This is a genomic window from Streptomyces sp. NPDC001532 (genome assembly GCF_040298625.1).
GTDB lineage: Bacteria > Actinomycetota > Actinomycetes > Streptomycetales > Streptomycetaceae > Streptomyces.
On record NZ_JBEPAL010000051.1, the window covers coordinates 1 to 15,520 of the forward strand.

The 15,520-nt window shown below is 75.5% G+C and carries 7 protein-coding genes; all 7 read left to right on the plus strand.

What is annotated here, in order from left to right:
• Positions 1-41: 41 nt before the first annotated feature.
• The 7 genes from ABT232_RS32895 to ABT232_RS32925 all read left to right on the plus strand — a co-directional run bounded on the left by ABT232_RS32895 (position 42) and on the right by ABT232_RS32925 (position 15,512).
• Entirely contained in the window at positions 42-7,130 is a 7,089-nt protein-coding gene (locus tag ABT232_RS32895; RefSeq protein WP_351847047.1) for a beta-ketoacyl synthase N-terminal-like domain-containing protein, read from the plus strand.
• 223 nt (positions 7,131-7,353) lie between these two features.
• The gene (locus ABT232_RS32900) at positions 7,354-8,976 is read left to right on the plus strand and encodes a PfaD family polyunsaturated fatty acid/polyketide biosynthesis protein (RefSeq protein ID WP_351846926.1); all 1,623 of its coding nucleotides are present in this window, start codon (positions 7,354-7,356) and stop codon (positions 8,974-8,976) included.
• Entirely contained in the window at positions 8,973-10,724 is a 1,752-nt protein-coding gene (locus tag ABT232_RS32905) for an acyl-CoA dehydrogenase family protein (protein WP_351846929.1), read from the plus strand. Before ABT232_RS32900 ends, ABT232_RS32905 begins: the two co-directional genes overlap by 4 nt.
• Positions 10,721-12,478, plus strand: coding sequence for an acyl-CoA dehydrogenase family protein (locus ABT232_RS32910; protein ID WP_351846932.1), 1,758 nt, complete (start codon positions 10,721-10,723; stop codon positions 12,476-12,478). Before ABT232_RS32905 ends, ABT232_RS32910 begins: the two co-directional genes overlap by 4 nt.
• 6 nt (positions 12,479-12,484) lie before the next feature.
• Positions 12,485-13,291, plus strand: coding sequence for a 4'-phosphopantetheinyl transferase family protein (locus ABT232_RS32915; RefSeq protein ID WP_351846935.1), 807 nt, complete (start codon positions 12,485-12,487; stop codon positions 13,289-13,291).
• A 152-nt stretch (positions 13,292-13,443) separates the two neighbouring features.
• Complete coding sequence (locus ABT232_RS32920; protein ID WP_351846939.1) at positions 13,444-14,100, plus strand: RNA polymerase sigma factor; 657 nt, start codon at positions 13,444-13,446, stop codon at positions 14,098-14,100.
• Positions 14,097-15,512 (plus strand): aldehyde dehydrogenase family protein, encoded by a 1,416-nt coding sequence (locus ABT232_RS32925; protein WP_351846942.1) that lies wholly within the window; start codon positions 14,097-14,099, stop codon positions 15,510-15,512. Before ABT232_RS32920 ends, ABT232_RS32925 begins: the two co-directional genes overlap by 4 nt.
• Positions 15,513-15,520: the final 8 nt, after the last annotated feature.

The window sequence follows — 15,520 nt, forward strand, 5'->3', positions numbered from 1 at the left end:
CCGACCGCCTGGATCTTGTACGGCGGTGAGTAGACGCGGCCCTGGAGGATCAGGGTGTTGCCCACGCAGCGGACGGCGCTGGTGGACTCCCCGCCCACGTCGTCGCCGCCGCCCTCCGCCTCGGCGGCCCCCGCTTCACCCTGGACGCCGCCTGCTCCTCCGCCCTCTACGCCCTCGAACTGGCCTGCGCCCAGCTCGCCACCGGGCGCGCCGACCTGATGCTGGCGGGCGGCGTCTGCGCACCCGACCCGACCGTCATCCACCTGTCCTTCTCCGACCTGCGCGCCTACCCGCCGGACGGCGATCCGAGCCAGCCGTTCGACGCCCGCTCCCGGGGCATCATCACCGGCCAGGGCGCCGCCATGGTCGCCGTGAAACGGCTCGCCGACGCCCGCCGCGACGGCGACCGGATCCACGCCGTCATCGAGGGCATCGGCCTCGGCAACGACGGCCCCGGCAAACACCTCCTCGTCCCGAACGTCAACGGCCAGCTCGCCTCCTACGAGCTCGCCTACCGGCGGGCCGGGGTCGACCCGCGCAGTGTGCGGTACGTCGAGTGCCACGCCACCGGCACCCCGCTCGGCGACCGCACCGAACTGGAAGGCGTCGAGCGGTACTTCGGACGCACCCCGCTGCTCGGCTCGGTCAAGGGCAACATCGGGCACCTGCTGACCGCGGCCGGCATGAGCAGCCTGCTCAAGGTGGTCCTCGCGCTCACCCACGGCACCCTGCCCCCGACCGCCGGAGTGCTGCGGCCGCTGCCCGGCACCGTCGCCGACCGCGTCGTGCGCGAACCCACCCCGTGGCCGGCCGGCGACGGCGTGCGCCGCGCCGCCGTCTCCGCGTTCGGCTTCGGCGGCACCAACGCGCACGTCGTCCTCTCCGGCCCCGAACGGGCCGCCGACGCGGCGCCCGACGACCCCGACGACGCGGAGGACCGGCAGCCCCCGCCGCCCATGGCCGTCATCGGCATGGGCGCCCACTTCGGCTCCCTCACCACCCTCGACGCCTTCGAACGCGCCGGATACGACGGCCTCGACGCCGTACGGGACCTGCCCGCGCACCGCTGGCGCGGCTTCGAGGCGGTCCCCGGCGGCCCGGCCGCCCGGCTCGGCGCCCCCGACGCCGCGTACGTCGAGGAGTTCGACGTCGACGCCACCTCCTACCGCATCCCGCCCAACGACCTCGACCACTTCAACCAGCAGCACCTGCTGATGATGCGGGTCGCGGAGGAAGCCCTGCGGGACGCCGGATACGAACGCGGCGCACCCGGCGGCAAGGGGCGGCGGGTCGCCGTCGTCCTCGGCATGGAGATGGAACCCAGCGCCCACGGACACGCCGCCCGGTACGCGCTCGGCCGCCGGCTCGCCGCCTGGTGCGCCGCGGCCGGCCTCGCCCCGACCGGCGAACAGCTCGCCGCGCTCACCCGCGCCGCCCGCGACGGCATCCACGACTCGATCGAGGCCAACGAAGTCCTCAGCTACATCGGCAACATCATGGCCGCCCGCATCTCCTCCCTGTGGAACCTCACCGGCCCCTCCTTCACCGTCTCCTCGGACAGCACCGCCGGCGCCGACGCCCTCGACGCCGCCCGGCTGCTGCTGCTCGACCCGACCGTGGAGGCCGTCCTCGTCGGCGCCGTCGACCTGGCCGCCGGACCCGAGGCCGCGCTCGCCCGCGAGCTGCTGGAGCCCGGCGGCGTACGGCTGCTCGGCGAGGGCGCCGGCGCCGTCGTCGTCACCCGGCCCGGCTCCGTACCGCCCGACCGCACCGTGTACGCCACCGTCGACGCCCTCGCCGTCCACCACTGCGCGACCCTCTCCCCGCGCCCCGACCCCGAACTGGTCGCCGCCGCGGCCGAGGAGGCGCTCGCCGCCGTCGGGATCACCCCGGCCGACGTGGAACTCGTCGAGACCGGCACCGCCGACCCGGCCGTCCTCGCCGGACTGGCCCGGGTCTGGACCGCCGCACGCGCCGGCGGCGAACTGCGCACCGCGCTCTCCGCGGCCGGCGCGGCCGTCGGCGACACCGGCTGCGCCGGCGTGCTCGCCTCGCTCATCCGGGCCGCCCTGTGCCTGCACCACGCCTACCAGCCGGTGGCACCCGACGGCGTCGACGGCGACCGGCTCACCGGCTCCGCGTTCTTCCTCCCCGCCGACTCCCGCCCCTGGCTGCGGCAGCGCCGTGAAGGCCGCCGCACGGCCTGCGTCAGCGTCACCGGCACCGCGGGCAGCCACGTCCACCTCGTCCTCGGCGGCGCGCAGACCCGCGGCGAGGTCGCCGCGACCGACTGGACCCGCTCCGGCGGCAGTCTCGTCGTCCCCGTCGGCGCCGACGACCTCGACGGACTGCTGCGCCGCCTCACCGAACTGCGCGACGCGATCGCCGCCGGCGGCGACTGGGGACACCTCGCCCAGGACCGGCCCGCAGCGCTGAAAGCCGTCCTCGTCGCCGACGATCCCGCCGGGCTCGTCCGCCAGGCCGAGCAGGCGGTCAAGGACCTGCCCGGCGTGCACCGGGCCGGCGGCGAGTGGACCTCCCCGTCCGGCAGCAGCTTCGCCGCCCGCCCCGTCGGCGGGCCCGGCGTGCGGACGGCACTGGTCTACCCCGGCGCCTTCAACTCCTACCTCGGCCTCGGCCGCGCCCTGTTCCGGGCCTTCCCCGGACTCCTGCCGCGCTTCGAGACCCAGGCCGAGACGCCCGCCGCGATGCTGCGCTCCGCGGCGCTCTACCCGCGCTCCCGCGGGCCGCTCGACCGGCGCGAACTGATGCGCCGCGAGACCGCGCTCATCGACGACATCCCGCTGATGCTGGCCGTCGGCACCAGTTACGCGCTGCTCTCCACCGACCTGGTGCGGGAAGTGCTCGGGGTGCCGGTGCACGGGGCGTTCGGCTACAGCCTCGGCGAGAGCAGCATGCTGTTCGCGACCGGCGGCTGGGCGAAGGAGGCCCGCGCCACCACGAAGATCGACGCCTCGCCGCTCTTCGTCGACCGGCTGCGCGGACCCAAGAAGGCGGTACGCGCCCTGTGGGGCCTCGGCGACGAGGTGCCCGACCAGCAGGTGTGGACCACCCAGGTGCTGCTCGCCCCCGCCGACGAGGTGCGTGCCGCCGTGGCGGGCTACGACCGGGTCTTCATCACCCACGTCAACACCCCCCACGAGGTCGTCGTCGCCGGCGACCCCGGCCAGTGCCGCGCGCTCGTCGACGCCCTCGGCTGCCAGAGCGCGCGCTCGCCCGCCAACCACGTCATGCACTGCCCCGTCGTGGACGGCGTCCTGCCCGAACTCGCCGACCTCAACCGCTATCCCACCGGCGACACCGGCGGCCTCGTCCTCTACAGCAGCAGGCACTACGGGCCCGTCGGCGACCTCGACCCCGACGGCGTCGCGCAGGACATCGCCGTCACCCTGCGCGAGACCGTCGACTTCCCCCGGCTGATCCGCCGGGCCTACGACGACGGCTTCCGCTGCTTCATCGAGGTCGGGCCGTCCAGCACCTGCACCCGCTGGATCCACGAGACCCTCGGCGACGCCCCGCACCTGTCCGTCCCGGTCGACCGCCGCGGCGCCCGCGGCGCCACCGACCTGGCCCGCCTCGTCGCCCGCCTGGCCGCCCACCACATCCCGGTCGACCTCACCCCCTTCCACCCCCGCACCACCCACCCCCACCGCCCCCTGGGCCTGCGCACCTTCACCGTCGGCGGCACCCCGGTCGCTCCGCTGGTCACCCGAGCGGCGACGCCGGTCCTGGCGGCGATGGGGGCGGGGGAGACGCCGGTGGAGGAGCCGCTGCGGATTCCGGTCGCGGAGCCGGTGCGGGTTCCGGTGACTGAGCCGGTGCTGGAGCCGGCGGCGGTGCCGGTGGCGGCTGGTGCCGCTGCGCCCGCGTCGGCGGTGCCTGCGGTGCCTGGTGTCGCCCCGGCGATGTCCGGGACCGTCGGTGCCGCCGAGCCGCCGTCTCCCGCGCCCCGACCCGCCGCCGGCACCCCCGCGCCCGTGGCCGCCTCCAAGGACCCCGCTCCGGTGTCCGCGGGCGCCGGTGCTTCCGGGCCGGTCGGCGCGGCCGGTCGGGCCCTGTCCGACGTTCACCCGGTGGGCCGGGGGGCCGAGTCGGCGGTGCCGCGCCGTGCCCCGGGCCCGTCCGGAGATTCCGACCTCGCCCCTCGACCCCCCGCCACGGAATGGGACACCGCGATGCCGACCCGCCCCGCCGGTCCGCCCGTACCCGCGCTCGCACTGGAGCGGGACCCGATCACGATGCTCCCTGCGGAGGCGGTGCGTGCCGTACCACCGTCCGCCCCTCCCTCCGCCAGTCCGCCCGCCGAGCCGATCCCCGCGCCCAGGCGTCCGGCCGACGCCGCCGAGGGCCACGCAGCCCTCGGAGCCCCCGGAGCCCCCGGAGCCCCGCAGGCTCCGGACACGCCCGACGCGTCCGACGCGCCCGGCACCCCCAGCACCCCCGACGTCCCGCCGCGCCCCGCCATCTTCGGCGCCCCCCTCCCCGTACCGCCGAAGCAGCCCGCCCGCCGGGCCGATGCGCACGAGTCGGCTCTCACGCTGGTCCGGAGCCTGCGTGCCGAGGTACTGGAGGCGCACCGGGAGGTCCTGGACGCGCAGCGCGCGTTGCGTGACGAACTGCTGACGGTGCTGTCCACCGCGCCGCCCGCCCCCACCCACGCCCCCGGCTCCACCCCCGCCGCCGTGCCGCAGGCACCGCGGCCGCCCAAGCCCGAGGGTGTCGTCTGGGACGAGCACGACCTCCTCGAATTCGCCAGCGGCAAGATCGGCAACGTCTTCGGTCCGCGGTTCGCCCGTATCGACGGCTACCCGCGCCGCGTCCGCCTGCCCGCGCCGCCCTACCTGTTCGCCACCCGGGTCACACAACTGGACGCCGAGCCGGGAGAGTTCAGGCCCAGCTTCATCCGGACCGAGTACGACGTCCCGGAGGACGCCTGGTACGCGGTCGACGGGCAGGTGCCGCCCGCCGTCACCATCGAGGCCGGCCAGTGCGACCTGCTGCTGATCAGCTACCTCGGCGCGGACTTCACCAACCGGGGCCAGCGGGTGTACCGCCTGCTCGACAGCACCCTCAGCTTCGTCGGGGACCTGCCGCGCACCGGGCAGACCCTGCGCTACGACATCTGGATCGACCAGTTCGTCCGGCAGGGCGACACCCTGCTCTTCTTCTTCCACTACGACTGCTACGCCGACGGCGAGCTGATCCTGAAGCTCACCAACGCCTGCGCGGGCTTCTTCACCGACGAGGAGCTGGAGAGCTCGCCGGGGCTGGTGCAGGGCCGCGCCGTGCCGAAGCCGCCCACCGAGCGGACCGGCTTCAAGCCGCTCGCCCGCACCGACCGCACCGCCCTCACCACCGCCGACCTCGACGCCCTCGCCGACGGCCGGATCGCGGACGTCTTCGGTGCCGGCCACCGCCAGCCGCCCGGCAGCAACCCCTCCCTGCGACTGCCGGACGGACGGCTGCGCATGGCCGACGAGGTGACCGTCCTGGACCGCACCGGCGGCCCGCACGGGCTCGGCCGGATCGAGGCGGTCAAACGGCTCGACCCGGACGGCTGGTACTTCACCAGCCACTTCCCCGACGACCCGGTCCTCGCCGGCTCGCTGGTCGCCGAGGGCGCGGTGCAGCTGCTGGAGGTGTACGCCCTCTCCCTCGGACTGCACCTCACCCTGCCGGACGCCCGCTTCCAGCCGGTGCCGGGGCTGACGACGGAGGTGAAGGTCCGCGGCCAGATCACCCCGCGCACCGAACGCATCGAGTACCGCATCGACATCACCGAGCTGACCCTGCTGCCCCGCCCCGCGCTGGTCGCCGACGTGGTCGTGCTGCGCGACGGCACCCCGTCGATCAGCGTCACCGGCCTCGGCATCCGGCTGCGCGAGAAGCCCGGCACTCCGTTCCGCCCGGAGGCCGGCGGCACGGTCCCGCACTTCCTCGGCCGGCTCTCCCCGGCCTCCGGCGAGCCCGCGCTGCTCAACGAGTTCCACATGGCGCACGCCGCCAAGGGCGACCTCGCGGTCGCGATGGGCCCGGAGTTCGAGGTGTACGCCGACAGCAGGGCGCCGTACATCCCGAACGGCGACTTCCTCTTCGTCGACCGGGTGATGCGCCTGGACGGCACCCGCGGCAGGCTCGAGCGCGGCGCGGTGATGGTCACCGAGTACGACGTGCCGGAGGACGCCTGGTACTACGCCGACAACGGGCACCCGTACATGCCGAACTGCGTCTACATGGAGTCCAGCCTCCAGGCGGCGATCCTCCTCGGCTACTACCTGGGCGCCACCCTGCCCTTCCCGGAGGAGCAGTTCAGCATCCGCAACCTCGACGGCCGCGCCACCCTCGTCAAGGACCTCGACCTGCGCGGCAGGACCGTCCAGCACCGCTCCACCCTGCTGTCCAGCGACCGGATGCCGGGCTCGATCCTGCAGAACTTCTCCTACGAACTCTCCTGCGACGGCGAGGTCTTCTACACCGGCGAGTCGCTGTTCGGCTACTTCAACGAGAAGGCGCTGGCCCGCCAGGTCGGCCTCGACAAGGGCGGTCTGGTGCCGCCGTGGCTGGACGCGAGGCCCACCCGCCCGCCGGGCACCCGCCGGATCGACCTGCCGGCGTTCCGGGACCGCACCGCCTCCGCCGCGCCCCGCCTGGCCGGCGGCCGGCTGGACCTCGTCGAGTGGCTGGACGTGCTGCCGGACGGCGGCGAGCACGCGCAGGGCTATCTGCGCGGCCACCGGGCCATCCGCCCCGACGAGTGGTACTTCTCCTGCCACTTCCACCGCGACCCGGTGATGCCCGGCTCGCTCGGCGTGGAGGCCCTGCTCCAGGGGCTCCAGGTGTACGCCGTCGAGACCGGGCTGACCGAGGGCCTGCGCAATCCGCGCTTCGCGCTGCTGCGCGGCACCGAGACCACCTGGTCCTACCGCGGCCAGATCCTGCGCGACGACCCCGACATGGAGTTCGACGTGCACATCAAGGAGATCCGCCGGGAACCGGGCCGCATCGTGATCACCGGCGACGGCCACGTCTGGAAGTCGGACCTGCGGATCTACCGCCTCGGCGACCTCGGCATCGAGATCCACCACGACCAGGACCCGTCGCGCCCTTAGGCCGTGTCCGCAAAGTCCCTCCTGCCCCGCGACGCCTGGCACGCGCTCTCGCCGCACCGGACACCGTCCCGAGTACGCCCAAGTACGAGGGACCGCGTCCGGCACGCCGAGAGCACGCACCAGACGCCGCAGGCCCGCCCTCCGGGCGGACGAAGGGACTTCGCGGACCCGACCTGGGCCCTGCCCGCCTCACCCGCCGCACCAGCCCCGGAGGAGAGACCTCATGAGCACCGAGCAGCCGCGGCCGCGCTGGAGCGGACCCGTGGCCCCCGCGGTCGGCGACAGCTCGATCCGCGACGCCCTGACCCGCCTCGACGAACCCGTGTACATCCTGCGCGGCCCCCACGGCCTCGGCGCGGCCGCCGGCGGCTCCGTCGGCCCGGACGGGGAGCACGAGGTGGTGGCCGCCGTGCCGCCGCTGGGCCCCGAACGCCTCGGCAGCGCCGCGTTCCTGCGCGCCCACGGGGTGCGGCAGGCGTACATGAGCGGCGCCATGGCCAACGGCATCGCCTCCGCCGACCTGGTGATCGCCATGGCCCGGGCCGGCTACCTCGGCTCGTACGGCGCCGCCGGACTGCTGCCGGAGGCGGTGGAGCGCGCGCTGCTGCGCTTCGCCGCCGAGATCCCCGGCCTGCCCTACGCCTGCAACCTGATCCACAGCCCCAGCGAGGAACGTCTGGAGCGCACCGCCGTCGACCTGTTCCTGCGGCACCGGGTGCGCTGTGTGGAGGCGTCCGCGTTCCTCGGGCTCACCCCGCACATCGTGCGCTACCGGCTCGCCGGGCTGCGCGCGGGCGGCCCGCACGGGGTGGTGGCGGAGAACCGGGTCATCGCGAAGGTGTCGCGCACGGAGATCGCCGAACTGTTCATGCGGCCCGCGCCGGAGCCGATGGTGCGGTCGCTGCTGGCCGAGGGCGCGATCGACGAGGAGCAGGCCCGGCTGGCGGCACGGGTGCCGCTCGCCGACGACATCACCGTCGAGGCCGACTCCGGCGGCCACACCGATCGCCGTCCGCTGCCCGCCCAGCTGCCGGTGATCCTGCGCCGGCGCAACGCGCTGGCGGCGGAGCTGGGCCTTCCGGAGCGGATCCGGGTGGGAGCGGCGGGCGGCATCGGCACCCCGGAGGCGGCCTGGGCGGCGTTCGCGATGGGCGCCGACTACGTGGTGACCGGCTCGGTCAACCAGTCCTGCGTGGAGGCCGGCACCTCGGAGCGGGTCAAGGAGATGCTGGCCCAGGCCGACCTCGCGGACTTCGAGATGGCACCGGCGGCCGACATGTTCGAGATGGGCGTCGAGCTCCAGGTCCTCAAACGCGGCACCCTGTTCCCGATGCGGGCCCGCCACCTGTACGAGCTGTACCGCGACCACGACGGCGTCGACGACATCCCCGCCCCGGTCCGGGCCCGTCTGGAACAGCAGGTGTTCCGGCGGCCGCTGGCGGACGTGTGGGCGGAGACGGTCGCCTACTTCGAGCGCCGCGACCCCGCCCAGCTGGCCCGTGCCGCCGACCATCCCAAGCGCAAGGCCGCGCTGGTCTTCCGCTGGTACCTGGGCATGGCCTCCCGCTGGGCGAAGACCGGCGAGGCGGACCGCGCCGTGGACTACCAGATCTGGTGCGGGCCCGCGATGGGCAGCTTCAACTCCTGGACGCGCGGCACCTACCTGGCCGCCCCGCGCAACCGGCGGGTGGCCGACGTGGCCCGCCATCTGATGGCGGGCGCCGCCTACCACCAGCGGCTGTCGATGCTCCGCGCGGCCGGCCTCGCGCTCTCCCCGGCGCTCGCCGACTACCCGGTGCCGCAGCCGGCGCCCGAGGACGACACCGTCGTACGGGTGCGGCCGTGACGGCGCCGTACGCCGCCGCCGCGCGGCTCGACGCGCTCCTCGGCGACCCCTGGGACCCGGACAACCCCTACGGCTTCACGGCCGGGGCGGTCCGGGACGCCACGGGGGAGTACCCGGCGGCCTTCGCCGCCCGGCTCGCCGCCGCCGACTTCCCGCTCGCCTACCTGCCCCCGGCGCTCGGCGGCGATACGCGCCCCCTCGACGACACCCTGCTGCTCGTGCGGGTCGCCGCCCGCCGGGACGCCGCCGTCATGCCCGCCACCCTGCTGTCCTGCTCGGCGGTGATGACCGTGCTGGCGGCCGGCACCCCCGAGCAGGCGAAGACCGTCGCCGAGTGGGTGCGCGAAGGCCGTACCGTCGCCTTCGCGCTCTCCGAGGAGGAGGCCGGCAGCGACGTCCTCGCGGGCCGGTGCCGGCTGGACGCCACCGCCGACGGCCATGTCCTCACCGGCCGCAAATGGCTGGTCGGCCGGGGCGCGAGCGCCGACGCGGCGGTCGTGGTGGCCCGGACCGCACCGCGCGGCGCCGCCGCCTTCACCGCCGTCCTGCTCGGCCCGCCCGAGATGGCGGCGGTGACCCGCCGGCCCGCCCAGCCGGTCACCGGGATGCGCGGCATCGACTTCGCCGACCTGGTCTTCGACGCCGTCCCGGTCCCCGCGACGGCCGTGCTGGGCGCCGTCGGCGGCGGACTCGCGGCCGCCATGCGCGCCCAGCAACTGGTCCGGCTGCTCTCCACCGCCGCCTGCCTCGCCACCGCCGACACCGCGCTGCGCACCGCCCTGCGCTTCACCCGCGCCCGCCGGGTGGGCGGCGTCCCGGTCGCCGGCACCGGCCACGGCTCGCGCGAACTCTCCCTCGCGGCGGCCGAACTGATGGCGGCCGACGTGGTGTCGCTGACCGCCGCCCGCTACGCCCACCTCGCCCCCGGCGGCTTCGGCCTGTGCTCCTCCGTCGTCAAACGCGCCACCACCCGCCTCACCGCCTCCGCCATCGCCCGCTCCCGCGCCCTGCTGGGGGCGCGCGGTGTGCTGGCGCACGGGCCGGGTGCGGTCGTGGACAAGGCGCAGCGGGACAACGCGGTCGTCGAGTCCATCGACACCAGCCCGTTCGGGGTGCTGCGCGCGGTCGCCGCCCAGCTGCCGCCCTACGCCGGCCTGCTGCGGGAGGCGGCCGAGCCGCCCGGTCTCGACCGGCTGCTCGCCCTCGGCGACCCGCTGCCGGACCTCGACCCGGCCGCCCTCGACCTCGCCGCCCGCCCCCGCGACCTGGTGCTGCTCGGCTTCGCCGCGCACGCCGACGCCATCGAGGCCCGCCTCGCCGACCATGGCGCGGACCGCGCGGCGGTGCTGGTGCGGCATGTGCGGGCGGCGCTGGAGCGGACCGTCGCCGCGGCGGCCGGCGTGCGGCGCGGCGACAGTGCCGCGGCGACCCGGCAGCTCGACCTCGCCGACCGCTGCTGCCTGCTCTACCCGGCCGCCGCGGCGGCGCTCACCTGGTGGGCGCACCCCGAACGCGGCCTGTACGGCGAGGAACCCGGCGGCGCCGGCTGGCTCACCGCCGTCCTGGCCGTGCTGCTCGCGCACGCCGAGGGCCGCGCGCCCCGGCAGGCGGCGTCCGATCTGCCGCCCGCCGGCCGCGCGCTCGCCCGGCTCGACGACGCCCGGCTGCTGTTCACCGCCCTCCCGGTCCCGCTCAGCGACGGGCCGGGACCCGACGAGGGATCCGACGAGGGGGACGACCCGACATGACCGACCTGATCGCGCTCATGGCCGACCTGGAGGAGTACCTCGGCGACCCCTGGGACGCCGGGGCCCCCATGCCGTACCCACGGATCCTCGCGCACGACGAGGACCAGCGGTATCCGCACGAGTTCGTCGACACGCTCGCCTCCTGGGGCCTGTACGACTGGATCGTGCCCGCCGCCAACGGCGGGCGGGCCGTGCACGTCGAGGACGGCTTCAACCTGTACCGGCTGGTCGGCCGCCGCGACCCCACCTCGGCCACCGCCATGGTCCTCACCAGCCTCAGCTACATGCCGGTGTGGATCGCCGGCAGCCCCGCGCAGCGCCAGCACTTCGCCGACGCGATCAGGAGCGGCCGCAAGCTGGCCTGGGGCCTGTCCGAGCGCCGGCACGGCAGCGACGTCCTCGCCAACGAGACCACCGCCCGCCGCACCGACGGCGGCTGGCTGCTCACCGGCGAGAAGTGGACCATCGGCAACGCCACCGTCGCCTCCACCGTCATGGTCTTCGCCCGGACGTCGGAGCAGGGCGGCCCCGGCGGCTACTCGATCTTCGCCGTGGAGAAGGACGGCATCCCGGCCGGACAGCTCGCCCACCTGCCCGACGAGCCGCTGCACGGCCTGCGCGGCCTCGACATGAGCGGCGTCCGGCTCACCGACTGCCGGGTGCCCGACAGCGCGCTGGTCGGCCGGGTCGGACAGGGCCTCGAGATCGCCCTGAAGAGCAGCCAGCTGGCCCGGATCGCCATCGCCTCCATCGCCATGGCCTGCGTCGACACCGCGCTGCGCAGCACCCTGGACTTCGCCGGCCGCCGGGTGATCTTCGGCGGCACCGTGGCCGAGGTGCCGTACTCCCGGCGGCAGCTCGCCGAGAGCTACGCCGAGCTGCTGATCGCGGACGCCCTCACCACCGGCGCCGTACGCTCCCTCCAGCTGGCGCCCGCCCAGGCGAGCGTCTGGTCGTCCGTGGTGAAGTACTTCGTCCCGACCCTGCTGGACGAGACCCTGGCCCGGCTGACCACCGTCCTCGGCGCCCGCTACTACCTGCGCGCGCACCCGCGCCACGGCATCTTCCAGAAGGTGCTGCGGGACTTCGCCATCTCCAACTTCGCCGACGGCAACACCGTGGTGAACCTCAAGAACATCGCCCTCCAGCTGAAGGGCCTGCTCGCGAACGCCGTCGGCCAGGAACCCGCCGCGGTCGCCCGCGCCACCGCCTGTGTCGCCGCGCTGTTCGACCCGGCCCGGCCGATGGAACCGTACGAGCCCGCCCGGCAGCAGCTGTTCAGCCGGGACGGCGACGACTCGGTGCTGGCGCTGCGGGCGGCCGTCGGTGAGCTGCGCCGGGCCGCCGAGCGCGCCGACGGCCCGGACGCCGCCCGGCTCGCGGGCTGCGCCGACACCGCCGCGCTCCTCGCCGACGAGGTGCACCGCATCGCCGACGACCACGCCAAGCTCCTCGCCGAACAGGGCCGCGCGGCCGGGCAGTCCGCCGAACTGTACGACCTGGCCAAGCAGTACAGCGCGATCTCCGCCGCGGCCGCCTGCGTCCACCTCTACCTGCACGGCCGCGACAGCTTCGCGCCCGCCCTGCGCTCGCCCGCCGTACTGCTGCTCTGCCTGGAGCGGCTGCTGCGCCGCTTCCACCCCACCCACCTGGTCACCGGCCCCGCTGACGTCGACGCCGTCGCCGCGGTGCTGTCCGACGCCCACGGCGAGGGCCGGCTGTTCTCCTTCCGGCCGTACCGGGTGAGGTGGTGACGGCCGATGACCGCGACCACGCCCGACGCCGGCCCGCCGCCCGGCGGCACGGGCACCGACCCGCTCGCCGGCGGCGCCGACGTGTGGCTGCTCGCCGAGGAGGACGTGCCCCGGTTCGCCGCCGCGACCGGCGGCCTGGACCTGCTCACCGAGGAGGAACGGGCCCGGCACGACCGGCTGCTGTTCCCGGCCGCCCGCGCCCGCTTCCTCGGCGCCCGGCTGCTCTCCCGCCAGGTGCTGTCGCAGTACGCCGACGTGGCACCCGATCAGTGGCGCTTCGACAAGGGGAAGTTCGGCCGGCCCACCGTCCAGGGCTCCGACTGGGGGCTGGACTTCAACCTCACCCACACCAACGGACTGATCGCCGCGATCGTGGTGCGCGGCCGCACCGCCGGAGTCGACGCCGAGAACACCCCGGCTCGCCCCGAGGCCCTCCGGTTCGCGCCCAAGGTGTTCACCCCGCTGGAGCAGGAGGTGCTGCGCCGCGACCGCGAGGACCAGCGCGGGCACGCCTTCGCCGACTCCTGGGTGGCCAAGGAGGCCTACACCAAGGCCACCGGCATGGGCATGGCACGCGGCTTCGACGCGTTCTCCGTGCACCGCCTGCGGGGCGGCGGACTGGCCGTCGTCGACGACGAGATCCCCGAACCGGAGCGGCCCCTGTGGCAGATCCAGGTGCTCCAGGTGTGGGACCGCTTCGCCCTCGGCATCGCCATCCGCGCCAACGCGGACGACACCGGCCCGATCCCGGTACGGCTGCGCTCGGCGATGGCCGAGCTGCTGCCCCGGCCGGCCGCGGACGGCCGGCGATGACGGCCCCCGGCCACCCGGCTGTCCACTCCTGGTATGTCCGCAACCTGACAGCGGCGGACGCCCCCGGCCGCCGCGCCCGGTGTGTTGCATGGAAGGCGGAATCCGCCGGAGTGCGCGCCGAGGCGCGGGAGTTGGCATACGGAGGACGAGTCATGCCGTCGAAGTCGAAGCCGAAGCCGAACGCGGAGCTGCTGGCCGGCTGCGCCCGCGGCGAGGCCGAAGCGTGGGACGAGACCGTCGACCGGTTCGGCGCGCTGGTCTGGACGGTGGCCCGCAGCCACCGCGTCAGCCCGGCCGAGGCCGAGGACGTACGGCAGCTCACCTGGTTCCGGCTGATGCAGAACGTGGACCGCATCCGCGACCCCGACCGGCTCGGCGACTGGCTCGCCACCGTCGCCCGGCGCGAGGCCATCAAGGCCGCCACCCGCGCCCGCCGGCTGGTGATGGTCGGGGACAGCGAGACCCTGGAACACCTCGTCGACCGCCGGGCCGGCCACCACGAGAGCCCCGAGCAGATCACCCTGCGCGCTGACCACGCCCGCGAACTGCGCCGCGCGATCGACACCCTGTCCCCGCAGTGCCGCGACGTCCTCAGACACGCCCTCCAGGACCCGCCGCCCTCCTACCAGGACCTCGCCACCGCGCTGTCCGTCCCGGTCGGCTCCATCGGCCCCATCCGCACCCGCTGCCTGCGGCGCCTGCGCCGCGCCCTGGAACACACCGCGCCCCGCACCGACCCCCCGCCCCCGACCCCCGGCTGCGCCGACTGCCCGGCGGGGCGCCCCGACGGAAGTGAGGTCCCCAGGTGACCACTCTCACCGACACCCCGACCCTGCTGACCAGCCGTGAGATCACCACCGGTGCGGAACTGGGCAGCGTGGCGCTGGCCGGCCCCGACCGGGTGGCCTCCGCCGCCCGGCGGGCCGCCGCCGCGGCGCCCGGCTGGGCCGCGACCGGGCCGGAGCGGCGGGCCGAGATCGTGGAGCGGGCCGCCGAGCTGCTGGAGGCCCGCACCGAACGGGCCCAGGAACTGCTGGTCCGCGAGGGCGGCGCGATCCCCGGCAAGGCGTTCTTCGAGGTGCTGCTCGCCGCCCAGGAGCTGCGCCACGGCGCCCGGCTGGCCCGCGACCCCGGCCCGCCGCACCCCGGCTCCGACGACCCCTCCCGCACCGCCGAGGTGACCCGCGTCCCGCTGGGCGTGGTCGGCGTGATCGTGCCGTGGAACTTCCCGCTGCTGCTCGGCGCCCGCTCCCTCGGCCCGGCGCTCGCCCTCGGCAACGCGGTCCTGCTGAAACCCGACCCGCACACCCCGCTGAGCGGCGGCAGCCTGTTCGCCGAGGTGTTCGCCGAGGCCGGACTGCCGCCCGGAGTGCTGGAGGTGGTGCACGGCGACGCCGAGACCGGGACGGCCGTCGTCGAGGCCCCCGACGTGGCGATGGTGTCCTTCACCGGGTCCACGGCGGCCGGCCGCCAGGTCGGCGCCGCCTGCGGCCGGCTCCTGAAGCGCGCCGTCCTCGAACTCGGCGGCCAGAACGCCTTCGTGGTCCTCGACGACGTGGACGTCGAGCAGGCCGCGGCCGCCGGCTCCTGGGGCGCCTTCCTGCACCAGGGCCAGATCTGCATGGCGGCCCGCCGGCACCTGGTGCACCACACGATCGCCGCGGAGTACACCGAGGCCCTGGCCCGGCACGCCGCCGCCCTGCGCGTCGGCGACCCCTTCCGCGGCGACGCCCAGATCGGCCCGGTCATCGACCGCCGCCAGCTCCGCTCCATCGCCACCGCCGTGGAACACGCCGTCGCCCAGGGCGCCCGGCTGCTCACCGGCGGCCGGCCCGACGGCCCGTACTACCCGCCGACCGTCCTCGCCGACGTCACCGAGCGGATGGACATCTTCCACACCGAGGTGTTCGGCCCGGTGGCGACGGTGACCGCGTTCACCGACGACGCCGACGCCGTACGCCTCGCCAACACCTCCGACCACGGCCTGACCTCCGCCGTCTATACCGGCGACGCGGAGCGCGGCGCCGCCCTCGGCCGCCTGCTGCGCTGCGGCGTCACCCACATCGGCGACCAGACCGTGGTGCAGGACGCCGCCCTGCCCTTCGGCGGGACCGGCGCCTCCGGCAACGGCTACGGCTTCGGCGGGCAGGCCGCCCTGGAGGCGTTCACCCGCTGGCGCACCCTCACCACCAGCACCCCGCCCCGCAGCTACCCCTTCTGACCGGCCGC

Bases quoted from the DNA above. Each gene is read 5' to 3' on its own strand.
- ABT232_RS32900 (WP_351846926.1), top strand. From the start codon at position 7,354: ATGAGCACCGAGCAGCCGCGGCCGCGCTGGAGCGGACCCGTGGCCCCC.
- ABT232_RS32910 (WP_351846932.1), top strand. From the start codon at position 10,721: ATGACCGACCTGATCGCGCTCATGGCCGACCTGGAGGAGTACCTCGGC.
- ABT232_RS32915 (WP_351846935.1), top strand. From the start codon at position 12,485: ATGACCGCGACCACGCCCGACGCCGGCCCGCCGCCCGGCGGCACGGGC.
- ABT232_RS32920 (WP_351846939.1), top strand. From the start codon at position 13,444: ATGCCGTCGAAGTCGAAGCCGAAGCCGAACGCGGAGCTGCTGGCCGGC.